Annotated in this window: 23 protein-coding genes and 1 riboswitch; of the genes, 8 read left to right on the plus strand and 15 right to left on the minus strand. The window is 72.9% G+C overall.

All coding sequences use genetic code 11. From position 1 onward, the window contains the following. Positions 1-2 precede the first annotated feature (2 nt). Positions 3-842: an esterase/lipase family protein gene (locus tag JOE61_RS05805; protein WP_193669017.1), complete on the minus strand. Its 840-nt coding sequence runs from the start codon at positions 840-842 to the stop codon at positions 3-5. Positions 843-939: 97 nt separating this feature from the next. Between JOE61_RS05805 and JOE61_RS05810 the strand changes: the two genes are divergently transcribed. The 5 genes from JOE61_RS05810 to JOE61_RS05830 all read left to right on the plus strand — a co-directional run bounded on the left by JOE61_RS05810 (position 940) and on the right by JOE61_RS05830 (position 6,291). Then, complete coding sequence (locus JOE61_RS05810; protein WP_193669016.1) at positions 940-1,848, plus strand: alpha/beta fold hydrolase; 909 nt, start codon at positions 940-942, stop codon at positions 1,846-1,848. Positions 1,849-1,949: 101 nt separating this feature from the next. Then, on the plus strand, positions 1,950-3,278 hold the full coding sequence (locus JOE61_RS05815) for an extracellular solute-binding protein (RefSeq protein ID WP_193669015.1): 1,329 nt from the start codon (positions 1,950-1,952) through the stop codon (positions 3,276-3,278). After that, positions 3,275-4,228 carry a carbohydrate ABC transporter permease gene (locus JOE61_RS05820; protein WP_307822833.1) on the plus strand — a complete coding sequence of 318 codons (954 nt, stop codon included), beginning with the start codon at positions 3,275-3,277 and terminating at the stop codon, positions 4,226-4,228. The genes JOE61_RS05815 and JOE61_RS05820 overlap by 4 nt, the downstream gene beginning before the upstream one ends. A gap of 5 nt (positions 4,229-4,233) precedes the next feature. Next, positions 4,234-5,064 (plus strand): carbohydrate ABC transporter permease, encoded by an 831-nt coding sequence (locus tag JOE61_RS05825; protein ID WP_193669014.1) that lies wholly within the window; start codon positions 4,234-4,236, stop codon positions 5,062-5,064. Between the two features lie 24 nt (positions 5,065-5,088). Beyond that, a complete protein-coding gene (locus JOE61_RS05830; RefSeq protein WP_193669013.1) occupies positions 5,089-6,291 on the plus strand; it encodes an ABC transporter ATP-binding protein in 1,203 nt (400 codons plus the stop codon). Between the two features lie 76 nt (positions 6,292-6,367). Here JOE61_RS05830 and JOE61_RS05835 read toward each other — a convergent pair whose 3' ends face one another. From JOE61_RS05835 to JOE61_RS05875, 9 genes are all read right to left on the minus strand, one after another. Further along, complete coding sequence (locus tag JOE61_RS05835; RefSeq protein WP_193669012.1) at positions 6,368-7,447, minus strand: ABC transporter ATP-binding protein; 1,080 nt, start codon at positions 7,445-7,447, stop codon at positions 6,368-6,370. A gap of 171 nt (positions 7,448-7,618) precedes the next feature. Continuing rightward, positions 7,619-9,301, minus strand: coding sequence for a phosphomethylpyrimidine synthase ThiC (gene thiC, locus JOE61_RS05840; protein ID WP_193669011.1), 1,683 nt, complete (start codon positions 9,299-9,301; stop codon positions 7,619-7,621). Beyond that, positions 9,298-10,164, minus strand: a complete 867-nt coding sequence (thiD, locus tag JOE61_RS05845) for a bifunctional hydroxymethylpyrimidine kinase/phosphomethylpyrimidine kinase (RefSeq protein WP_193669010.1) — start codon at positions 10,162-10,164, stop codon at positions 9,298-9,300. Before thiD ends, thiC begins: the two co-directional genes overlap by 4 nt. After that, the gene (locus JOE61_RS05850; RefSeq protein WP_193669009.1) at positions 10,161-10,757 is read right to left on the minus strand and encodes a thiamine phosphate synthase; all 597 of its coding nucleotides are present in this window, start codon (positions 10,755-10,757) and stop codon (positions 10,161-10,163) included. Before JOE61_RS05850 ends, thiD begins: the two co-directional genes overlap by 4 nt. Further along, complete coding sequence (locus JOE61_RS05855; RefSeq protein WP_193669008.1) at positions 10,754-11,542, minus strand: thiazole synthase; 789 nt, start codon at positions 11,540-11,542, stop codon at positions 10,754-10,756. The genes JOE61_RS05850 and JOE61_RS05855 overlap by 4 nt, the downstream gene beginning before the upstream one ends. After that, positions 11,539-11,733, minus strand: a complete 195-nt coding sequence (gene thiS / locus JOE61_RS05860; protein ID WP_193669007.1) for a sulfur carrier protein ThiS — start codon at positions 11,731-11,733, stop codon at positions 11,539-11,541. The genes JOE61_RS05855 and thiS overlap by 4 nt, the downstream gene beginning before the upstream one ends. Then, a complete protein-coding gene (thiO, locus tag JOE61_RS05865; RefSeq protein ID WP_204797158.1) occupies positions 11,730-12,773 on the minus strand; it encodes a glycine oxidase ThiO in 1,044 nt (347 codons plus the stop codon). Before thiO ends, thiS begins: the two co-directional genes overlap by 4 nt. Beyond that, positions 12,770-13,372, minus strand: a complete 603-nt coding sequence (locus tag JOE61_RS05870) for a thiamine phosphate synthase (protein WP_193669006.1) — start codon at positions 13,370-13,372, stop codon at positions 12,770-12,772. The genes thiO and JOE61_RS05870 overlap by 4 nt, the downstream gene beginning before the upstream one ends. Further along, positions 13,368-13,477: riboswitch (TPP riboswitch) on the minus strand. Its footprint overlaps the gene before it by 5 nt. A 524-nt stretch (positions 13,478-14,001) precedes the next feature. Next, positions 14,002-14,646 carry a DUF1707 SHOCT-like domain-containing protein gene (locus tag JOE61_RS05875; protein WP_193669005.1) on the minus strand — a complete coding sequence of 215 codons (645 nt, stop codon included), beginning with the start codon at positions 14,644-14,646 and terminating at the stop codon, positions 14,002-14,004. Positions 14,647-14,690: 44 nt separating this feature from the next. Here JOE61_RS05875 and JOE61_RS05880 point away from each other — a divergent pair, with 44 nt between their 5' ends. Next, positions 14,691-16,376, plus strand: coding sequence for a fumarate hydratase (locus JOE61_RS05880; RefSeq protein WP_193669004.1), 1,686 nt, complete (start codon positions 14,691-14,693; stop codon positions 16,374-16,376). 95 nt (positions 16,377-16,471) lie between these two features. On the opposite strand, the gene JOE61_RS05885 is transcribed toward JOE61_RS05880, so the two are convergent. Beyond that, positions 16,472-16,708 carry a hypothetical protein gene (locus tag JOE61_RS05885; protein WP_193669003.1) on the minus strand — a complete coding sequence of 79 codons (237 nt, stop codon included), beginning with the start codon at positions 16,706-16,708 and terminating at the stop codon, positions 16,472-16,474. A gap of 110 nt (positions 16,709-16,818) precedes the next feature. Here JOE61_RS05885 and JOE61_RS05890 point away from each other — a divergent pair, with 110 nt between their 5' ends. Further along, positions 16,819-17,493 carry a spermidine synthase gene (locus JOE61_RS05890; RefSeq protein WP_193669002.1) on the plus strand — a complete coding sequence of 225 codons (675 nt, stop codon included), beginning with the start codon at positions 16,819-16,821 and terminating at the stop codon, positions 17,491-17,493. On the opposite strand, the gene JOE61_RS05895 is transcribed toward JOE61_RS05890, so the two are convergent. Beyond that, a complete protein-coding gene (locus JOE61_RS05895) occupies positions 17,490-18,056 on the minus strand; it encodes a hypothetical protein (protein ID WP_193669001.1) in 567 nt (188 codons plus the stop codon). The two genes, JOE61_RS05890 and JOE61_RS05895, sit on opposite strands and share 4 nt — an antisense overlap. 89 nt (positions 18,057-18,145) lie before the next feature. Here JOE61_RS05895 and JOE61_RS05900 point away from each other — a divergent pair, with 89 nt between their 5' ends. Beyond that, positions 18,146-19,555: a class II fumarate hydratase gene (locus JOE61_RS05900; protein ID WP_193669000.1), complete on the plus strand. Its 1,410-nt coding sequence runs from the start codon at positions 18,146-18,148 to the stop codon at positions 19,553-19,555. A 4-nt stretch (positions 19,556-19,559) separates the two neighbouring features. On the opposite strand, the gene JOE61_RS05905 is transcribed toward JOE61_RS05900, so the two are convergent. Genes JOE61_RS05905 through JOE61_RS05915 form a run of 3 tightly spaced genes read right to left on the minus strand, consistent with a single transcriptional unit; the run spans position 19,560 to position 21,230 of the window. Then, positions 19,560-20,045, minus strand: a complete 486-nt coding sequence (locus tag JOE61_RS05905) for a hypothetical protein (RefSeq protein ID WP_193668999.1) — start codon at positions 20,043-20,045, stop codon at positions 19,560-19,562. A gap of 35 nt (positions 20,046-20,080) precedes the next feature. Beyond that, positions 20,081-20,542 carry an acyl-CoA thioesterase gene (locus JOE61_RS05910; protein ID WP_193668998.1) on the minus strand — a complete coding sequence of 154 codons (462 nt, stop codon included), beginning with the start codon at positions 20,540-20,542 and terminating at the stop codon, positions 20,081-20,083. A gap of 25 nt (positions 20,543-20,567) precedes the next feature. Continuing rightward, the gene (locus tag JOE61_RS05915; RefSeq protein ID WP_193668997.1) at positions 20,568-21,230 is read right to left on the minus strand and encodes an aggregation-promoting factor C-terminal-like domain-containing protein; all 663 of its coding nucleotides are present in this window, start codon (positions 21,228-21,230) and stop codon (positions 20,568-20,570) included. Positions 21,231-21,272 lie beyond the last annotated feature (42 nt).

Here is a 21,272-nt window from a genome sequence, read left to right on the forward strand (position 1 = left end):
GGTCAGGCGGTCGCCACCCAGCTCTGCGCCTCCTCGCGCGCGGCGCGGTGGCGCACCAGCGCCTCGCTGACGGCGCCGACGACGCTGGGGTCGACGGCCATGCCGACGTGGGAGGTGCGCACCTCGACCTGGGCGGTGGCCTCGGGGTCGATGCAGGCCCGCCAGTCGACGATGCCGTCACGGCGCGAGTAGATCGCGGTGAACTCCACGCCCTCGGGCAGCGGGGCGCGGCTCTCCTCGAAGCTCTGGCGCGCGCAGGGCCCGCCGACGCAGTCGCTGGTCATGGTGCGCGGCACGCCCAGCCTGCTCAGCGCGATCACCCCGCCCAGGCTCGCGGTCAGCGCGCGGTGGTGGGCGGCCGGCGCCATCATCGGGCTGCCCATGGTCACGATGCCCGAGACCAGGTCGGGGCGGCGCACCGCGATCCCGCGGGCCAGCATGCCGCCCAGGCTGTGCCCGACCAGCTGCACCCGCGAGCCGCGCTTGGCCGCGATCACCTCGAGCCGCTGCTCGATCAGCTCCGCGGCGTCGACCGTGCACCCGACGTTGGCCAGGAAGTGCGAGCGGTAGGTGCGCATCCCCTGCCCCCGCAGGGCACCGGCCATCAGCCGCAGCGTCAGGTCGCCGGCCAGGAAGCCCGGCACCAGCAGCACCGGGTCGAGGTCGCGCTGCTGCGGGCCCGCGACGTACGGCGTGCGGCGGCGCTCGCGCAGGCCGCCGACGGCGGCCGTGGCCCAGCGCCGGGCCTCGCCCGCCACGCGGGCCTCGTTGAGCACGGCGACCACCGGCGGGCGGCGGTAGCCCTCCGGGAGGAGGAAGGAGGCGAGCGGCGACTCGTTCATCGTTCAACGGTAGCGTGACGTAGGCCACCCTGTGAGGTGTGACACCCAATTGTGACCGGAGGTCCGGTCGGTCTGCCCGGTGCGGTGTACTTGACACATGTCTGCCCGCACCCCGGTGACCGTGTCCGAGCAGCTGCGCGCCCCCGTGGGGCCGCAGGTGGAGCTGTGCTACCAGACCTTCGGCGAGCCCGACGCCGACCCGCTGGTCCTGGTGATGGGCCTCGGCGCCCCGCTGACCTGGTGGGACGACGACCTGTGCACCCGCCTGGCCCGGCGCGGCTTCTACGTCGTGCGCTTCGACAACCGCGACGCCGGGCGCTCGAGCCGGATGACGGGCCGGGTCACCCGGGCCACCCTGCTGCGCGCCTTCGCCGGCCTGCCCACGCGGGCGCCGTACACGCTGGGCGACATGGCCGGCGACGTCGTCGGCCTGCTCGACCACCTGGGCCTGGAGTCGGCGCACGTGGCCGGGGTGTCGATGGGCGGGATGATCGTGCAGACCCTGGCCGTCGAGCACCCCGACCGGGTCCGCTCGCTGACCTCGATCATGTCGACGACCGGGCGACGCACCGTGGGCTGGCAGCACCCCGCCCTGCTGCCGATGCTGATCGGCAGCGGCGCCCAGGGCAAGGAGGCCTACATCAAGCAGAGCGCCCGCCTGTGGCGCCTGATCGGCTCCCCCGGCTACCCGCTGAGCCCCGAGGAGAACCGGCAGCGGGCCGCCGACACCTACGACCACGGCGTCAGCGCCGGCGGCACCCTGCGCCAGATGGTGGCCATCCTGACCCAGCCCGACCGCGGGCCGCGCCTGGCCGCGCTCGACCTGCCCGCCCTGGTGGTGCACGGCCTGGCCGACAAGATGGTGCACCCCTCCGGCGGTCGCGCCACCGCGCGGGCGCTGCGCGGCAGCGAGCTGCTGCTGGTCGACGGCATGGGCCACGACCTGCCCACGGCGCTGCACGAGAGCCTGGCCGCGGCGATCCGGCGCACCGCCGACCGCGCCTGAGCGCTCTTCTCCCCCCTCACCCCCTGGCCCCAAGGGGGTGTGGCGCCGCGCTTTACCCAGCGACTAGACCGGTGGGCCCACACCCGCCCACGGGAGGTCGCATGCCGCAGGAGAGCCCACCCACGTCGTCGCCGCGACGCCGAGCGCCCGGCGTACGCCGCCGGCGCGGCCTGGCGACGCTCGCCGCCCTGGCCCTGTCGACCGGCCTGCTGGCCGCCTGCGGCTCGGAGGGCAAGCCGACCCTGACCTGGTACCTCAACCCCGACGGCCAGGCGACCTTCGAGGCCTTCGCAGAGCAGTGCAGCACCGACGAGTACGACATCCAGACCCGGCTGCTGCCCACGAGCGCCACCGACCAGCGCGTCCAGCTGGCGCGGCGGCTGGCGGCCGAGGACGGCCAGACCGACCTGATGAACCTCGACCCGGTCTTCGTGCCCGAGTTCGCCAACGCCGGCTGGCTGCTCGAGCTGCCCGACGACACGGTCACCGACGACACCCTCGAGGGCATCGCCGAGACCGTGCGCTGGGAGGACGAGATCTTCGCCGCGCCGCTGTGGGCCAACACCCAGGTGCTCTGGTACCGCAAGTCGCTGGCCCGGGAGGCGGGGCTCGACATGAGCCAGCCGGTCACCTGGGAGCAGGTCATCGACGCCGCCGACTCCGTCGAGGGCGCCACGGTGGGCGTGCAGGGCAACAAGTACGAGGCCTACGTCGTGTGGATCAACGCGATGATCGAGGGCGCCGGCGGCACCATCATCGAGAACCCCGAGGCCGGCGTCGACGCCGAGGTTATGCTCGACACCGACGCGGCTCGCCAGGCCGCACGGATCATCGAGACCCTCGCCGACTCCTCCGCCGCCCAGGGCGACCTGTCGGTCTCCAACGAGGGCACCGCGCTGGCCTACATGTACGGCGACGGGCCGGGCTCGTTCATGACGAACTGGACCTTCGTCTACAAGAACTTCGAGCCGGGCGACGCCAACGACTACACCCAGGAGCAGTTCGACGACCTGGGCTGGACGCGCTACCCGCGCAGCGTCGAGGACCAGGAGTCCGCTCCCCCGGTGGGCGGCATCGACATCGGGGTCGGCGCCTTCAGCCAGCACCCTGACTTCGCGAGGCAGGCCGCGGCCTGCATCACCTCGGTGGAGAACCAGGTCGAGCTGGCCGTCACCGACGGGCTGATGCCCGCGACCCAGTCGGCGTACGACGCCCCCGAGCTGGCCGAGGCCTACCCGCCCGACCTGCTCGAGCTGTTCCGCACCAGCGTCGACGAGGGCGGCCCCCGCCCCAAGAGCGCCTTCTACGCCACCATCTCCAGCGCGATCCAGGCGCGGTGGCACGCCCCCAGCGACGTCGACCCCGAGACCACCCCCGAGAGGTCGCAGGAGTTCCTGCAGGCCGTGCTGGAAGGGAAGGCCCTGCTGTGACCTCCGCGACCGTCGCCACGCCGGCCACCGACGCCGGCAAGGGCCCCAAGTCCGCCCCGCCCCGGGTCAGCGACCGGGCCCGCCACGAGAACCGGCTGGGCCAGCGGCTGGTGGCCCCGGCGATCGTGGTGATGCTCGTCGTCACCGCGTTCCCGATCCTGCGCGCGCTCTACCTCTCGCTCTACAACTACTCGCTCACCGCCCCCGAGGACCGCGAGTTCATCGGGATCTCCAACTACGTCACCGCGCTGAGCGACACCCTGTTCTGGCGCGACATCGGCGTGACCGTGCTCTACATGGTCGTGACCGTCGCGATCGAGCTGGTGATCGGCTTCGTCTTCGCCCTGGTCATGCACCGGGTGGTCTTCGCCCGCGGGCTGATCCGCACCTCGATCCTGATCCCCTACGGCATCATCACCGTCGTCTCGGGCTTCGCCTGGCAGTTCGCCTTCACCTACCAGAACGGCTTCGTCAACGGCTGGCTGCCGTTCATCGAGGACAACTTCAACTGGTTCGGCGACCCGGTGCCGGCGGTGATCGCGATCATGGTCTCGGAGATCTGGAAGACCACCCCGTTCATGTCGCTGCTGCTGCTCGCGGGCCTGGCGCAGGTCTCCGAGGACATGGTCGAGGCCGCCAAGGTCGACGGCGCCACCTGGTGGCAACGGCTGTGGAAGGTGGTCCTGCCCAACATGAAGGCCGCCATCATGGTCGCGGTGCTCTTCCGGGCCCTCGACGCCTACCGGATCTTCGACAACATCTTCGTGATGACCGCCGGCGCCCAGGGCACCGAGTCGATCTCGTTCCTGACCTACCGCCAGAGCATCGAGCAGTTCCAGCTCGGCATGGGCTCGGCGCTGGCGGTCCTGCTGTTCCTGTCCGTGCTGCTGGTGGCCTTCCTCATCGTCAAGATGTTCAAGGTCGACCTCGCCCAGGCCCGAGGGGAGTGATCGCGATGAGGAAGATCGGACTGGTGGTCGGCGTCGCAGCCGTGCTGGTGTGGTGCCTGCTGCCCGTGGTGTGGATCGTCTCGCTGTCGTTCAAGAGCCAGGCCGCCGTCTCCGGCGGCACCGACCCCGGGTTCCTGCCGCTGGACTCCTTCACCGGCTGGGACAACTACTCGACGGTCCTGGCCGACGACCAGTTCCGTCGCGCCATCATCAACTCCATCGGCATCAGCCTGATCGCGACGCTGCTCTCGGTCATCATCGCGACCCTGGCGGCGTACGCCATCGCGCGCCTGGAGTTCAAGGGCAAGAAGCTGGTGCTGACCACGGCGCTGGCGATCGCGATGTTCCCGGTCGTCTCGCTGGTCAGCCCGCTCTTCGACCTGTGGCGCACCATCGGTCTCTACGACACCTGGCCGGGACTGATCCTGCCCTACATGTCGTTCACGCTGCCGCTGGCGATCTGGACCCTCTCGGCGTTCTTCCGCGAGATCCCCTGGGAGATGGAGCAGGCCGCCCAGGTCGACGGCGCGACCTCCTGGCAGGCGTTCCGCAAGGTGATCGTGCCGCTGGCCGCCCCCGGCGTCTTCACCGCCGCGATCCTGACCTTCTTCTTCGCCTGGAACGACTTCGTCTTCGGCATCACCCTCACCTCCACCGAGAACGCGCGCCCGATCCCCGCGGCGCTGTCGTTCTTCGTGGGTCCCGACCCGTTCCAGCGACCCGCCGGCCTGCTGGCCGCCGCGGCCGTGGTGGCCACGATCCCGATCGTGCTCATCGTGCTCGTCTTCCAACGCAAGATCGTCGCCGGTCTGACCTCCGGCGCCGTCAAGGGCTGAGTCAGACACAGAAAGGCAGGTCCGATGGCCGCCATCACGCTCAAGAACATCGTCAAGAAGTACGGGGACGGCTTCGCCGCCGTCAACGACGTCTCCATCGACATCGCCGACGGCGAGTTCGTCATCCTGGTCGGCCCCTCGGGCTGCGGGAAGTCGACGCTGCTGCGGATGATCGTGGGCCTCGAGGACATCACCTCCGGGGACATGCTGATCGGGGACCGCAAGGTCAACGACCTGGCTCCGCGCGAGCGGAACCTGGCGATGGTCTTCCAGAACTACGCGCTCTACCCGCACCTGTCGGTCTACGAGAACATCGCCTTCCCGCTGCGGCTGGCCGGCGCCTCCGACCAGGAGGTCGACGACAAGGTCCGCCAGGCCTCGAAGACGCTCGAGCTCGACGAGCACCTCGAGCGCAAGCCCGGCAACCTCTCCGGCGGCCAGCGCCAGCGGGTCGCGATGGGGCGCGCGATCGTCCGCGAGGCCGACGCGTTCCTCTTCGACGAGCCGCTGTCGAACCTCGACGCCAAGCTCCGCGGGCAGATGCGCACCGAGATCGCCCGGCTGCAGAAGCGCCTGGGCATCACCACCGTCTACGTCACCCACGACCAGACCGAGGCGATGACCCTCGGCGACCGGGTGGCGGTGCTCAAGCGCGGCTACCTGCAGCAGCTGGCCACGCCGCGCGAGCTCTACGAGAACCCCGGCAACCTCTTCGTCGCCGGCTTCATCGGCTCCCCGCCGATGAACTTCCTGCCCGCCGAGGTCGAGGGCACCACGGTGACGCTCCCCTTCGGGACCGTGAAGATCCCCGAGGAGAAGGCCGAGCGGGCCCAGGGCAAGGGCGTGCTGATGGCCGGCATCCGCCCGGAGTTCTTCGAGGACGCCCAGATCGCCGACAAGGTCGGCTCCGACTCCACCTTCACCGCCGACATCGACTTCGTGGAGTGGCTGGGCAACGAGACCTACGCCTACATCCCCTTCGAGGCACCCCCGGAGGTGGAGGCCAAGATGCGCGAGCTCGAGGCCGACCTCGAGGGCGAGGGGCTGCGCACCCAGCTGGTCGTCTCCCTCGACGGCTCGAGCCGGATCAAGGAGGGCGACAAGGCCGAGATCTTCGTCGACGCCACCAAGATGCACCTCTTCGACCCCGCCACCGGCGAGAACCTCACCGTCGACCGCGAGCACGCCGGCGAGATCCCCGACCACGCCCTGGTCACCGCCGGCTGATCCCCACGCCCACGCACGAGCCGGCGCCACTTCCGCAAGGAAGTGGCGCCGGCTCGGCGTGAGGCGGGGGTGCGGCTCAGTCGCTGAGGCGCGCTCCCGACTTCGTGTCGAAGACGTGCACGTTGTGCGGGTCGGTGGTCACGTGCATGACCTCGCCCTTGCGTGCGTGGTCACGGCCGTGGACCCGCACGATGATCGTGCTGGGCACGCCCTCCACGTCGGAGGTGCCGTAGATGTAGTTGTCGGCGCCGAGCTCCTCGACGACCGTCACCTTGATCGGCAGGCCCTCGCCGGGGCCCACCACGCGCCACGCCTCGGGGCGTACGCCGACGGTGATCGCGCCCTCCATCTTGCGCTCGGCCGCCGGGTCGACGGGCACCTCGTAGCCGCCGATGTTGGCCCGGCCGTTCTCGGCCACGGCCTCCATCAGGTTCATCTGCGGGGAGCCGATGAACCCGGCCACGAACAGGTTGGCGGGCTTGTCGTAGAGCTCCAGCGGGGTCGCGACCTGCTGCAGCTCGCCGAGCTTCATCACCGCGACGCGGTCGCCCATCGTCATCGCCTCGACCTGGTCGTGGGTGACGTAGACGGTGGTGATGCCCAGGTCGGACTGCAGCTTGGCGATGTCGGTGCGGGTCTGCACACGCATCTTGGCGTCGAGGTTCGACAGCGGCTCGTCCATGCAGAAGACCTGCGGCTGGCGCACGATCGCGCGGCCCATGGCCACGCGCTGGCGCTGACCGCCCGAGAGCGCCTTGGGCTTGCGCTCGAGGAACTCGGTGAGCCCGAGCATCGCCGCGGCCTCCTCGACGCGCTTGGTCCGCTCGTCGGTGGGCACCTTGGCCATCTTGAGGGAGAAGCCCATGTTCTCGGCGACGCTCATGTGCGGGTAGAGCGCGTAGTTCTGGAAGACCATCGCGATGTCGCGGTCCTTGGGCGGCAGGTGCGTGATGTCGCGGTCGCCGATGTAGATCTGGCCCTCGTTGACCTCCTCGAGCCCGGCGAGCATCCGCAGGGTCGTGGACTTGCCGCAGCCGGACGGGCCGACCAGGACCATGAACTCGCCGTCCTTGATGTCCAGGTCGATGCCCGGGACGGCGGGGCTGTCAGCGCCGGGATACCAGCGCTGCGCCTTCTGGAATGACACAGTTGCCATGATTTCGTTCTCCTCGTTCCTTCACCGGCAGGTACGTGCCGGACGATCCGTCGTGAAGTGACTCGGATCACTCTAGGCCGTCGCCGCCCCGGTTGCCCACAGCTCCCCCACCCGGGCAGGCCCACAGGGCCGGTCGGGCAGGCCCAGGGGGTGCGCCTGCCCGACCGGGCACTACCGCACGGGTGTCGCCGCGGCCGACGGGTCGACGTACACCGACGCGCCGAGCTCGACGAACTCGCGCGACTTCTCCCGGAAGCGCTCGCGCACGTCCTGGCTGATCCGCATCGAGCAGAACTTCGGGCCGCACATCGAGCAGAAGTGCGCGGTCTTGGCCGCCTCGGCCGGCAGCGTCTCGTCGTGCATCGACTGCGCGGTGGGCGGGTCGAGGGAGAGCGCGAACTGGTCGTGCCAGCGGAACTCGAAGCGGGCCCGCGACAGCGCGTCGTCCCAGGCCCGGGCCCCCGGGTGCCCCTTGGCCACGTCGGCGGCGTGCGCGGCGAGCTTGTAGGTGATCACCCCGGTCTTGACGTCGTCGCGGTCGGGCAGGCCCAGGTGCTCCTTGGGCGTGACGTAGCAGAGCATCGCGGTGCCGTGCATCGCGATCGCCGCGGCCCCGATGGCGCTGGTGATGTGGTCGTAGCCGGGCGCGACGTCGGTGGCCAGCGGGCCCAGCGTGTAGAACGGCGCGCCGTGGCACCAGTCCTGCTGCAGGGCCACGTTCTCCTCCACCAGGTGCAGCGGCACGTGCCCGGGCCCCTCCACCATCACCTGCACGTCGTGCTCCCAGGCCCGCAGGGTCAGCTCGCCCAGGGTGCGCAGCTCGGCGAGCTGGGCCTCGTCGTTGGCGTCGGCCACGCTGCCCGGGCGCAGGCCGTCGCCCAGGCTGAACGCGACGTCGTAGGCCGCGAAGATCTCGCAGAGCTCGTCGAAGTGGGTGTAGAGGAAGTTCTCCTCGTGGTGGGCCAGGCACCAGCCGGCCATGATCGACCCGCCGCGCGAGACGATGCCGGTGACCCGGTCGACGGTCAGCGGCACGTGGCGCAGCAGCACCCCGGCGTGCACCGTCATGTAGTCGACGCCCTGCTCGGCCTGCTCGACGACCGTGTCGCGGTAGACCTCCCAGGTGAGCCGGTCGGCCTCGCCGTCGACCTTCTCGAGCGCCTGGTAGATCGGCACCGTGCCGATCGGCACCGCCGAGTTGCGCAGGATCCACTCGCGCGTGGTGTGGATGTCGTCGCCGGTGGACAGGTCCATGACGGTGTCGGCGCCCCAGGTCGTGGCCCAGGTCAGCTTCTCGACCTCCTCGTCGATGCTCGAGGTGACGGCGCTGTTGCCGATGTTGGCGTTGATCTTCACCAGGAACCGCCTGCCGATGACCATCGGCTCGGCCTCGGGGTGGTTGAGGTTGGCGGGGATGATCGCGCGGCCGGCGGCCACCTCGCTGCGCACCAGCTCGACGTCGCAGCCCTCCCGCGCGGCGGCGTAGCGCATCTCCTCGGTCACCACGCCGCGGCGGGCGTAGGCCATCTGGGTGACCGCGGCGCCGGTGGCGCGCCGGGGGGCGCGGCGGGGGCCGGTCCAGGCCTGGCGGGTGCCGCCGCGCCGGGCCGCGCCGCGCCCGTCGTCGAGCGGGTCGGCGCTCCTGCCGTCGTACGCCGCGGAGTCGCCGCGCGCCTCGACCCACGGCTCGCGCAGGGCGGGGAGCCCGACCGCGGGGTCGCTGCCCGGGCCGGTGGTGCAGTAGCGGTCGAAGCTCTCGCCGTTGGTCAGGGCGACCCGGGTGACCGGGACCTGCACGCCGTCGTGGTCGACGAGCACGCGGGAGTGGGCGGGGTGGACGGGCTGCTGGGTCATTGGAGGTCTCCTCGGGTGGGGTCGGGGGTGGCGCTGTGGTCGGGGGTGGCGCGGTGGTCGGGGAACGTGTGGGCGACCGGGCCGCGACCGCGACCCAGCTGCCAGTGCCGGCCGCGGTGCAGCGCGGCGAGGGTGTGGGCGCCGGCCCGGGCGACCGCGGCCTCGAGGTCGCCGGGGTGGTCGGGGGCGTGGGCCAGGCCCGCGGCCAGGGCGGCGCTGAACGTGCACCCGGTGCCGTGGTCGTTGGTCGTGGCCAGCGCGGGGTGCCGCAGGGCGCGGACGCCCCGGCCCGGCAGCGCGAGCCAGTCGGTGCAGGTCTCCCCCGCGGTGTCGGCGTCAGGTCCGCCGGTCACCACGACGGCGCAGCCGAGGTCGGCCAGCGCGGCCGCGAGGTCGCGCGGTGGCCCGTCGCGCCCGAGCAGGGCGGCTGCCTCGTCGGCGTTGGGGGTGGCCACGGTGGCCACCGGCAGCAGGTGCTCGACGTAGGCGCGGACCACGTCGGCGCCGCCGAGCACCGCCCCGCTGGTGGCGACCAGCACCGGGTCGACGACCAGTCGATGGCCGCCGAGCCGCTCGGCGACGAGGCGGACCACGTCGGCGCTGCCGAGCATGCCGGTCTTGGCGGCGGCCACGGGCAGGTCCTCGAGCACCGCGTCGAGCTGGGCCGCGACGCTGGTCAGGGGCACGGGGTGCACGTCGCGCACCCCGGTGGTGTCCTGGGCGGTCACCGCGGTGACGACGCAGGCCCCGTGGGTGCCGAGGGCGGCGAAGGTGGTCAGGTCGGCCGCGGTGCCGGCGGCGCCGCCCGAGTCGGTGCCGGCGACGCTGAGCACCACCGGCGGGGTGGCGTGGGTGGCTGTCATCGCTGGCCCTCCTGGTCGAGGGTCGCCAGCAGGTCGACGACCTGCGCGGCCGGCTCACGGGCGCGCATCACCGCGCCCATCACCGCCACCCCCGCGGCGCCGTGGCGCAGCGCGTCGGCGGCGTTCGTGGCGTCGATGCCGCCGAGCGCCCAGACGGGCGGCGCGCCGGGCAGCCGCGCGAGCCCCGGGTCGACCGGCGGTCCGTGGCCGGGCTTGCTCGCGCTGGCGGCGTACGGCGAGAGGGTGGCCCAGGCCGCCCCCTCGGCCCCGGCCCGGGCCAGCTCGCCCGCGTCGTGGCAGGAGCGTCCGAAGCGTCCGGTCGTCGGCGCGGGCTGGTGGGCGGCCAGGTGCAGCCCGTGGGCCGCGGGGTGGGGGCGGCGGGAGGTGAGCACCGTGAGCCCCGGCACCGCCAGCAGCGTCTCGACCAGCGCGGCATGGGCGCCGGGTGCGAGGTCGTGCTCACGCACCAGCACGGCCCCGAGGCCGGCGGCCGCGCACTCGGCGACCGTGGCGCTGAGGCCGCGGCCCTTGGCGAGCTGGGCCCGGTCGGTGAGCAGCAGCAACCGGGGCAACGGCGACGGCGGGGCGTTCACGCGATCCTCCCGGCGGTCGGGCTCGAGGCGCGGGCCACGGCCCGGCGCGGGATCCGCCCCGCGGCGCGCGCCAGCGCGCCCGCCTCGACCGCGTGGGCCAGCGCGCCGGCCATCGCCACCGGGTCCTCGGCCCGGGTGACCGCGCTCGCGGCGAGCACCGCCGCGCAACCCAGCTCGATCGCCAGGGCGGCGTCGCTGGCGGTGCCGACCCCGGCGTCGAGGACGACGGGCACGTCGACCGCCGCGACGACGGCCTCGACGGCGTACGGGTCGAGGACGCCCAGCCCGGAGCCGATCGGCGAGCCCAGCGGCATCACCGCGGCGCACCCGACGTCCTCGAGCCGACGCGCGAGCACCGGGTCGGCGGTCGTGTAGGGCAGCACGGTGAAGCCGTCGCGCACCAGCGTCGCGGCCGCGTCGAGGAGCTCGACGACGTCGGGCATCAGGCTGGTCTCGTCACCGATCACCTCGAGCTTGACCCACGACGTGTCGAGCGCCTCGCGGGCCAGGCGGGCGGTCAGCACCGCCTCGCGCGCCGAGGTGCAGCCGGCGGTGTTGGGCAGCAGCCGCACGCCCGCGGTCCGCAGCAGGTCGAGGAGCCCGCCGGCCCCGGTGCTCGAGGTGCGGCGCACCGAGACCGTCACCAGCGCCGGGTCGGCGGCCTCGAGGACGGCGGGCAGGAGGGACAGGTGCGGCAGCCCGCCGGTGCCCAGGAAGAGGCGCGAGGGGAGCTCCTCCCCCGCCACCCGCAGGGCGGGCAGCCCGCTTGCCGTCACGTCGCTCATCCGCCCTGCACCGCCGTCACCACGTCGACGACGTCGCCGGCGCGCAGCCGGCGCGAGGCGTGCTCGGCGCGCGGCACCACGTCGCCGTTGACGGCGACCGCGCGGCCGTCGGGGTCGGGCACGAGGTCGCGCACCGTCTCGACGAGCGGCGCCGGCCGCCCGTTGAGCAGGATCTGCTCGGTGGGTCTCATCGGTTCTCCAGGAGTCGTCGGGGGTCGATGGCCGGGTCGACCCGGCCGGTGTCGAGGTGGTCGGCGACCAGCTCGGCGGTCAGCGGCGCCAGCAGCACGCCGTGGCGGAAGTGGCCGGTGGCCATGACCAGCGCGGGGTCGGGGGTGGGCCCGACGAGGGGCAGCCCGTCGACGGTGCCCGGCCGGTCGCGGGCGAGCGCCTCGACCAGCTCGGCGCGGTCGAGGCCGGGCAGCAGCTCGCGGGCGGCCTCGAGCAGGGCGTGCAGCCCGCCGAGGGTGACCACCGGCGGGGCGTCGTGCTCCTCGCTGGTGGCGCCCACGACGACCTCGCCGCCCGCCCGGGGCACCACGTAGACGGCGCGGCCTCGCGCCCAGCCGCGCACCGTGCGTCCGGGCGGGTCGTCGGTGCGCGCGCGCAGCACCTCGCCGCGCACGCCGCGCACCAGCCCGGGCGGCAGGCCGGCCCTGTCGACGTACGCCGCCGGCGGGGTCGAGCCGGTGGCGAGCACCGTGACCTCGGCCCAGCCGGGCGGCCCGGGCTCGGGCTGCACGGGCACCCGCTCGAGCAGCGCGGCCAGCACCTGGCGGGGGTCGATGCTGTGGTCGTCGGGCAGCAGGGCGCCGCCCAGCACCCGTCCGGCCAGACCGGGCTCGAGGTCACGCACGCCGCGGGAGTCGAGCTCCTCGACGCGGCCACCGAGCCGGCGCACGAGCGCCGCCTGGCGGTCGACCTCCTGCAGGTCGGCGGCGTCGCGGCCGACCAGGAGCGTGCCGGTCGACGAGGTCGCCAACCCCAGCCGCGCGGCCCAGCCCGGCCACAGTGCCTGGCTGCGGCGCCCGAGGTCGAGCAGCGCCGGCTCGTCGTGCGAGACCTCGGCGGCGGGGCTCAGCATCCCGGCGGCGGCCCAGGAGGCGCCTCGGGCAGGCGCGGGGTCGACGACGCGTACGTCGTGGCCACGCCGCAGCAGCTCGTCGGCGACCGCGAGGCCCACGATCCCGGCCCCGAGCACCTCGACCCGGGCCGTGCTCCCCCGGCTCACGCGACGGCGTCGAGCAGCTCCCGGGCGGCGTGCAGCGGGTCGGGTTGTCGCCACAGGGCGCCGATGACGGCGACCCCGTGGGCGCCGGCGGCTCGCGCCTGTCGGGCCCGGGCGGCGTCGATGCCGCCGATGGCCAGCAGCGGCAGGCTTCCGGTCGCGGCGCTGACCGCCTCGAGGCCCAGTGCCGGCGGCAGGCCGGGCTTGCTCACGGTGTCGAAGACCGGGCCGAGGCCGGCGTAGTCGGCACCGTCGTCGGCGGCGCGGCGTACGTCGTCGGCGTCGCGGCACGTCGCCCCGACCAGCAGGCGGGGCGCCAGACGGCGCGCATCGGCGACCGGCAGGTCGAGCGCTCCGAGGTGCACCCCGTCAGCGCCGGCCGCCAGCGCCACGTCGACGCGGTCGTCGACCACGACGGTGGCACCGTGCGGGCGCACCGCCACGACCACGCTGCGCGCGAGGGCGAGGATGTCGCGGTCGGCGAGGGGCACGAGCTCGTGCTTGGCGCGCACCTGGAAGCCGCGCACCCCCAGCCGGGCCAGCTCGGGCAGGACGGACAGGTCGTCGGCAGGGCCGACCAGGCAGAACAGACGTGGCAGCACCATCGCTCCTCGCTTCCTTCGCCGGCTTTACCCGGATCAGGTTCGACGGTCGGAGCGGCTCAGCTCCCTCTCAGCCCGCTGCCGCGAGCTCCCGTGGTGGACGAGACGAACCTAGCGCGGGGGTGGGCGGGGACGTCAAGGCCCTTGCCGCGGTCTCACGCGGCGTGGTCGATGCGGCGGGTGCCGGTGGGGTCGACGAAGTAGATGGCGCCGAAGCGGTCGCGCCAGTCGGCTGCCCGGGGTCGGTGGATCGTAGTCAAACGGGCACAACCCGCCATCCGGCATCAGGATCCCGCCTTGGACGGACCTCATCCCGAGGGATCATGCCGTTGTGCCCGTTCGACTACGGGCCCGGAGCGGAGTCTCCTGAGCTGCGCGGATCTCGGCGTGGCGGGCGCTTCGGGGCCTCTCGTAGCCGGAAGGACCGAAGGGTCCAATGACACATGTGGCACCGCGGAGCGGATGACGGTCAAGGGCCCTTCGGTCCTTCCGGCTACGTCGCGCCCGCGTCAGCCGGCCACCCGAGGCTCGACATGAGGGCATGCCCCCTCCATGGGGAGCGTGCCCATGCATCCGGCCCAGCCGCACAAGCACCTCCCCGCAGGAGATCGTCTGCCGCCGCCGCGGCCTCAGTAGGTGCCGAGGTACTTCTTCGGCGTGCCGGGCGGGGGCAGCCGCTGCACCTGCACCGAGCCCATCACCGCGACGCCCTGCACCCGCACGACGGGCGAGTCGGGGCCGAGCGCGGCCGGCACCTTGTCCTTGCCCTGGCCGTAGTCGCCCATCACCGGCGTGCCGTCGACGACGACGTGCACGTGGGCGGGCACGACGACCTTCACCTCGCCCATCACGGCACTGGCCTGGATGCGCGTCTCGTGGCTCTCGAGCACGGCCTCGCGCAGGTCGATCAGGACGCTGCCCATCAGCGCGAACGCCGTGTGCTGCGCGGGGACCCGCCACACGCCCTGGCGCTTGCACTCGCCCATGATCGAGCGCGACGACAGGTGCTCGGGCACGTGGTGCGGCGCGCTGGCCGGGCGGGGCGACGGCACCTGCGGCCGCGGCTCGACAGCGGGCTGCAGGTCGTGCGTGATCGGCACCAGGTCGGCGTACGTCTTGGCCGCCCAGGTGAGGTCGAGGCGCTCCTCCAGCTCGTCGAGGTCGAGCCGGCCCTCGCCCGCCGCCACACGCAGCACCTCGGCCACCTGCTCCCGGTCGGCGTGCGAGACCCGCATCGACAACGGGTCCGGGGCGCGCTCCTCCATCTCTCCCATGCCCGCAGAGTAGTGCCGACGCACGCGGCGTACCCTGGGCGCTCGTGAGCGAAGCCGAGTTCCGTTACTCCGACCTCCTGCCCACCGGCAAGGACGACACTCCCTACCGGTTGGTCACCACCGAGGGCGTCTCGACCGTCGACGTCGAGGGCCAGACCTTCCTCAAGGTCAGCCCGGAGGCGATCCAGCGCCTGACCGCCGAGGCGATGCACGACATCGCCCACTACCTGCGCCCCGCCCACCTGGCACAGCTGCGCAAGATCATCGACGACCCCGATGCGTCGGGCAACGACCGGTTCGTGGCCACCGACCTGCTCAAGAACGTCAACATCTCCGCCGGCGGCGTGCTGCCGATGTGCCAGGACACCGGCACCGCGATCGTGATGGGCAAGAAGTCCGAGGGCGTGCTGACCGGCATCGACGACGGCGAGGCGATCAGCCGCGGCGTCCACGAGGCCTACACCAAGCTCAACCTGCGCTACTCGCAGCTCGCGCCGCTGACGACGTACGACGAGAAGAACACCGGCACCAACCTGCCGGCGCAGATCGAGATCTACTCCACGCCCCAGACCTCGGGGAAGCCCGAGTACAAGTTCCTCTTCATGGCCAAGGGCGGCGGGTCGGCCAACAAGTCGTTCCTGTTCCAGGAGACCAAGGCGATCCTCAACCCGAAGCGGATGCTGAGCTTCCTCGACGAGAAGATCCGCTCGCTCGGCACGGCCGCCTGCCCGCCGTACCACCTGGCCGTGGTCATCGGCGGCACCAGCGCGGAGTTCGCGCTCAAGACCGCCAAGTACGCCTCGGCGCACTACCTCGACAACCTGCCCACCGAGGGCTCGATGGACGCCCACGGCTTCCGCGACCTCGAGCTGGAGGAGCAGGTCTTCGAGCTGACCCAGTCGTTCGGCATCGGCGCCCAGTTCGGGGGCAAGTACTTCTGCCACGACGTGCGCGTCGTGCGGCTGCCGCGCCACGGCGCGTCGTGCCCCGTCGCGATCGCCGTCTCCTGCTCGGCCGACCGGCAGGCGCTCGGCAAGATCACCCCCGAGGGCGTCTTCCTCGAGCAGCTCGAGACGGATCCCGCGCACTACCTGCCCGAGACCACCGACGAGGCCCTGCAGGCCGAGGCCGACGTGGTGCGCATCGACCTCAACCAGCCGATGGCCGACATCCTCGCCGAGCTCACGAAGCACCCGGTCAAGACCCGCCTCTCCCTGACCGGGCCGCTGGTCGTGGCCCGCGACATCGCACACGCCAAGATCCAGGAGCGCCTCGACGCCGGCGAGGGCATGCCGCAGTACCTCAAGGACCACGCGGTGTACTACGCCGGCCCGGCCAAGACCCCCGAGGGCTACGCCTCCGGGTCGTTCGGGCCGACCACCGCGGGTCGGATGGACTCCTACGTGAAGTCGTTCCAGGCCGAGGGCGGCTCGATGGTGATGCTCGCCAAGGGCAACCGCTCCAAGCAGGTCACCGAGTCGTGCGGCGAGCACGGCGGCTTCTACCTCGGCTCGATCGGTGGCCCCGCCGCCCGCCTGGCCCAGGACTGCATCAAGTCGGTCGAGGTGCTGGAGTACCCCGAGCTCGGCATGGAGGCGGTCTGGAAGATCGAGGTCGAGGACTTCCCCGCCTTCATCGTCGTCGACGACAAGGGCAACGACTTCTTCACCGACCCCGGTGGCGCGGTGACCGTGCCGATCTCGGGGATCCGGGTCCGCTCCGCCGAGTAGCGCCGAGCCGGCGCTACTTCACGCCGAGCCGGCGCCAGTTCCCGCCCGTGGGCAGGAACTGGCGCCGGCTCGCGAGGAACTCGTGCCGGCTCGGGTCAGTTCTCGTCGGAACCGCTGCGGGCGTTGGGGCCCGTGGGGCCCTCGTCGACGCGGCCGCTCTCACCGTCGGGCTGCCCGGCAACCGCCTGGTCGTCGGAGATCTCCTCGCCGGCGGAGTCCATGTTCTGCACCGACGAGACCTGGCCGCCCGAGGACGCCTCACCGGTCTCGTCGGCGTCGCTCTGCTTGTCGCGCTTGCGCTCCTGCTCGCGCTCGTGCTGGCCCTGGCTCACAGGTCCTCCTCGTGGTGGGGTGTCCCCTCGACGCTAGCCAGGCGGGCCCAGGACCAACCTCACCCCCACGGCGGGCGTGGGCCCCTCGCCGCGTCGGGCAGGATGCGTGCGTGGACCACGTGGAGATCGCCAGGGCGGAGACCGAGCGCGGCGAGCTGGTGCTCACCGAGCGCCGCGACGAGAACGCCCCGGCCTCGCTCGAGCTGCGCGCCAACGGCGTCTTCGTGATGGACACCGTCGAGGTCGCCAGCGAGCGCGCCCTGGCCGCGGCCGCGCTCGCCGTGGTCGACGACCCGCGGGCGGTGGTCGTCGGCGGGCTGGGCCTGGGCTACACGATGCACGAGGTGCTGGCCGACTCCCGTGTCGAGCGGTGCGCGGTCGTCGAGATCGAGGAGGCCCTGATCGGCTGGATGCGCGACGGCACCGTGCCGCACGGCCCCGCCCTGCTGGCCGACGAGCGCGTCAGCGTCGTCGCGGCCGACATCGCGGTGGCGATGGCCGAGGCCCGTCCGCAGACCTACGACCTGGTGCTGCTCGACGTCGACAACGGGCCCGGCTACCTGGTGCACGAGGGCAACGCCGGGCTCTACGAGCGCACCTTCCTGCGCACCGTGCAGGCCGTGCTGCGCCCCGGTGGTGCGCTGGTGGTCTGGTCGGCGGCGGAGTCGCCCGACCTCGAGTCGGCGCTGCGGTCGGTCTTCGACGAGGTCGACGTACGCCGCCACGACGTGCGGCTGCAGGACCGCGACGAGCAGTACCTGCTCTACCTCGCCCGCGCTGCCTAGACCGTGGGCCGGGGCGCGCCGGGCGGCGCCGGGTCGGCCGGGTCGTGCCCCTCGAGCTGTTCGTGGTCGCGCTGGCGCACCGCGACCCGGATCTGCTCGAGGTTGTTGCGCAGCAGGTCGGAGACCAGCTCGTCGGTGCGCGGGTCGGAGAGCATCTCGATCATCACCCGCAGCGTGGTCTCGGTGACCTCGGAGACGATGGTGTCGTAGCCCGGCAGCCGCGAGACCAGACGCGCGTTGGGGTCCTCCCGGACCTTCTCGGCCACCAGCGCCTTGAGCTCGTCGTGGTTCTCGATCAGCGCGTCGGAGATGTTCTTGGTGTAGTGGCCGGTGCGCATCACCGCGGCCACCTCGTCGAGCACCGTGATCGTCAGCGGCCGCTTGATCAGCTCGAGGCCCTTGAAGGCCAGCCGGCTGGCCAACCGCAGCACCCACGGCCGCCGCATCCCCATCCGCACCAGCAGTGCGCCCAGGAGCGCCGCCAGCACCGAGCCGCCCACCAGCACGGCCACCACGAGCAGCAGCACCTGGAGCGTGCTGAGGTCCTCCAGCCACTGCGTCATCGTCGGCCCTTCCTCACCCGTGGTCGCGTCGGAGCAGGCCCACCGTAGCGGTGAGGCGCACGGCCATCGTCACTCGTTAGCGTGGCCGCATGAGCGCGCACGCTGAGAGCCAGGCCGACCGCGAGGTCCGCATCGAGCACGACTCCATGGGCGAGGTCGAGGTGCCCCGCGACGCCCTGTGGCGGGCGCAGACGCAGCGGGCGGTGCAGAACTTCCCGATCAGCGGCACCCCGATCGAGCCGGCGCTGGTGCACGCCATCGGCCAGGTCAAGGCCGCCGCGGCGACCGTCAACGGCGAGCTGGGCATCCTGGAGACCGCCCGGGCCGAGGCCGTGACGCTGGCCGCCCAGCAGGTCGCGGCCGGCGAGCACGACGACGCCTTCCCCGTCGACGTCTTCCAGACCGGGTCGGGCACGTCGTCGAACATGAACGCCAACGAGGTGATCGCCTCGCTCGCGGCCCGGGCCGGCACCGAGGTGCACCCCAACGACCACGTCAACGCCAGCCAGTCGAGCAACGACACCTTCCCCACCGCCATCCACGTCGCCGCGACGCTGGCCGTCGTCGACGACCTGCTGCCCGCCCTCGACACCCTGGCGGGCTCGCTCGAGGCCAAGGCCGAGGAGTTCGCCGGCCTGGTGAAGTCGGGGCGCACCCACCTGATGGACGCCACCCCGGTGATGCTCGGCCAGGAGATGGGCGGGTACGCCGCCACCGTGCGCTACGCCGTCGAGCGGCTGGAGGCGGTGCTCCCCCGGGTGCGGGAGCTGCCGCTGGGCGGCACCGCCGTCGGCACCGGCATCAACACCCCCGAGGGCTTCGCCGCCCGCGTGATCGAGGTGCTGGGCGAGCGCACCGGCCAGCCGTTCACCGAGGCCCGCAACCACTTCGAGGCCCAGGGCACCCGCGACTCGCTCGTCGAGCTGAGCGGCGCGCTCAAGACGTACGCCGTCGGGCTGACCAAGATCTGCAACGACCTGCGCTGGATGGCCTCGGGGCCCACCACGGGGCTGGCCGAGATCCACCTGCCCGACCTGCAGCCGGGCTCGAGCATCATGCCGGGCAAGGTGAACCCGGTGCTGCCCGAGGCGACGCTGATGGTCTGCTTCCAGGTGGTCGGCAACGACGCCGCGGTGACCGCGGCCGGGGCGAGCGGCTCCTTCGAGCTCAACGTCGCGATGCCGGTCATCGCCCGCAACGTGCTGGAGTCGGTGCGGCTGCTGGCCGCCTCCTCGCGGGTGCTGGCCGAGCGCACCGTCGACGGCATCAGCGCCGACGCCGAGCGGATGCGCACCTACGCCGAGTCCTCGCCCTCGGTGGTCACCCCGCTCAACAAGCACATCGGCTACGAGGAGGCGGCCAAGGTCGCCAAGGCGGCGCTGGTCGAGGGCCGCACCATCCGCGAGCAGGTGCTGGCGATGGGCTACGTCGAGCGGGGCGACCTCACCGAGGAGCAGCTCGACGCCGCCCTCGACGTCGAGAGCATGACGCACCCCTGAGCGGCTACTCGGGGCCGACGACGAAGAAGGCCATCCCGCCCTCGGGGCTCGTGGGCTCGGCGTCGGGCTCGGCGAGGGGCACGCAGGAGTAGCTGCTCGTGCCCAGCCGGGGCTCGAGCTCGACGCACGCCGAGAGCGGCTCCTCGCGCGAGGCCGGGTCGGCGAGGAGGTAGGTGCCCACGTCGGGCAGGTCGACCGCCGGGTCCTCGAGGAAGGTGGCCGCGATCTCGGCCAGGGCCGGCCCGCCGCGGCCGGCCTCGCCCTGCTCCACCCGGGTCTGCAGGGCCGCGGCGAGGTCCGGCAGCACGTCCTCGGCCCGGTGGCGGTCCACCCGGTCGAGACCGACCACCCCACCGAGGCCGAGCGCGAGCACCAGCAGGCCGCCCACGACCAGGGCGAGCCGGTGCCGGCGCCGCCGCCTGGCCCGTTGGCGGGGGTCGTTGGCGACGTCGTACCCCTGCGCGGCCAGGTCGGCGAGCTGATCGTCCACCCCGCCACGCTCTCACGCCGGCGCGGCCCCGGGGCTCAGCGCAACGCGACCGGGTCGCCCTCGTAGCGCTGCAGGGCCGCGCGCACGTCGTCGCTCATCGCCCACGAGGCCTGCGTGGCGTGGTCCCACAGCACCACCGTGGTCGCGGCCACCAGGGCCGGGCCGTGGTCGGCCTGCACGCGCATCTCGGTGGCGACGGTGAAGGAGGAGCCGCCCACCCGCTGCACCCACAGCCGCAGCAGGAACGGCTGGAAGGCGACGTAGCGCATCTCGGCGTGGTAGTCGACGCGCTGCGAGCCGACCAGCTCGACGACGCCGTCGGGCAGGGCGCCCAGCAGCCCAGGGCGCCGACCGGCCGGCGGCTGCAGGTCGGCGTGGTGGTGGAAGAGGATGCGGGCCTCGTCGAGGATCCGGATCGCCTCGACGTTGTCGACGTGGCCGCCGAGGTTGATGTCGCGCAGCCGGGCCTGGATCTCGCACTCGAAGACGTCGCTCACGCGGGCATCCTCGCAGCCGCGCGGCTCAGTACCAGTTGTTGGCCTGCTTGAAGGACCAGGCGCTGCACGGGCTGCCGTAGGAGTCCTGGATGTAGCCCAGGCCCCAGCGGATCTGGCTCTCCGCGGAGGTCATGTAGTCGGCCGGGAGGTCGTGCAGCTGGGTGAGCGCCTGCGGGATGCCGTAGGCGGAGGAGGTCGGGTTGTCGGCGTCGACCTCCCAGTCGCTCTCGCTGACCCACAGGGAGTCGAGGCAGCCGAACTGGTCGGCGGAGAAGCCGAAGTCGCCGAGCAGCGCCCGGCCGATCTCGCGCGGGTCGGCGTCGGCGAGCCGCTCGGACTTCGTCATCGCCTGGCCGTCGGTGGTCTCCAGCGCGGCCTTCTTGGCCGGGTCGGCCTGCTCGCGCCGGTCGGTGCGCGAGACGACGGTCTCGTCGCGTCCCTCGAGCGCCGACTCGCGGTCGGAGGCCGAGACGACGTCGGCGGCCAGCGGCACGATCGAGGCCGGCGACTCGGCGCCGGCGGTGGTGGCCGGGCCCCCCATGACCCCGCCGGTCACCGCTGCCCCGGTCGCCCCGACCGCCAGCGTCGACATCACGACGGTGGAGCGCAGTGCCACACGGGGTGCGGCGCTGGCGCGGTGGGTCTTGGGGGCGGCGTGCTTGCCGACGTACTTGGGCTTCTTCGACACAGGGGATGGCTCGCGATGCTCGGGGACAGGACGCGGCGCCCG

The sequence above is a fragment of the Nocardioides salarius genome (genome assembly GCF_016907435.1).
GTDB lineage: Bacteria > Actinomycetota > Actinomycetes > Propionibacteriales > Nocardioidaceae > Nocardioides > Nocardioides salarius.

Bases quoted from the DNA above. Each gene is read 5' to 3' on its own strand.
- JOE61_RS05805 (WP_193669017.1), bottom strand. From the start codon at position 842: ATGAACGAGTCGCCGCTCGCCTCCTTCCTCCTCCCGGAGGGCTACCGC.
- thiC (WP_193669011.1), bottom strand. From the start codon at position 9,301: ATGACCCAGCAGCCCGTCCACCCCGCCCACTCCCGCGTGCTCGTCGAC.
- thiD (WP_193669010.1), bottom strand. From the start codon at position 10,164: ATGACAGCCACCCACGCCACCCCGCCGGTGGTGCTCAGCGTCGCCGGC.
- JOE61_RS05810 (WP_193669016.1), top strand. From the start codon at position 940: ATGTCTGCCCGCACCCCGGTGACCGTGTCCGAGCAGCTGCGCGCCCCC.
- JOE61_RS05875 (WP_193669005.1), bottom strand. From the start codon at position 14,646: ATGGGAGAGATGGAGGAGCGCGCCCCGGACCCGTTGTCGATGCGGGTC.
- JOE61_RS05895 (WP_193669001.1), bottom strand. From the start codon at position 18,056: ATGACGCAGTGGCTGGAGGACCTCAGCACGCTCCAGGTGCTGCTGCTC.
- JOE61_RS05900 (WP_193669000.1), top strand. From the start codon at position 18,146: ATGAGCGCGCACGCTGAGAGCCAGGCCGACCGCGAGGTCCGCATCGAG.
- JOE61_RS05830 (WP_193669013.1), top strand. From the start codon at position 5,089: ATGGCCGCCATCACGCTCAAGAACATCGTCAAGAAGTACGGGGACGGC.
- JOE61_RS05825 (WP_193669014.1), top strand. From the start codon at position 4,234: ATGAGGAAGATCGGACTGGTGGTCGGCGTCGCAGCCGTGCTGGTGTGG.
- JOE61_RS05835 (WP_193669012.1), bottom strand. From the start codon at position 7,447: ATGGCAACTGTGTCATTCCAGAAGGCGCAGCGCTGGTATCCCGGCGCT.
- thiS (WP_193669007.1), bottom strand. From the start codon at position 11,733: ATGAGACCCACCGAGCAGATCCTGCTCAACGGGCGGCCGGCGCCGCTC.
- JOE61_RS05855 (WP_193669008.1), bottom strand. From the start codon at position 11,542: ATGAGCGACGTGACGGCAAGCGGGCTGCCCGCCCTGCGGGTGGCGGGG.
- JOE61_RS05815 (WP_193669015.1), top strand. From the start codon at position 1,950: ATGCCGCAGGAGAGCCCACCCACGTCGTCGCCGCGACGCCGAGCGCCC.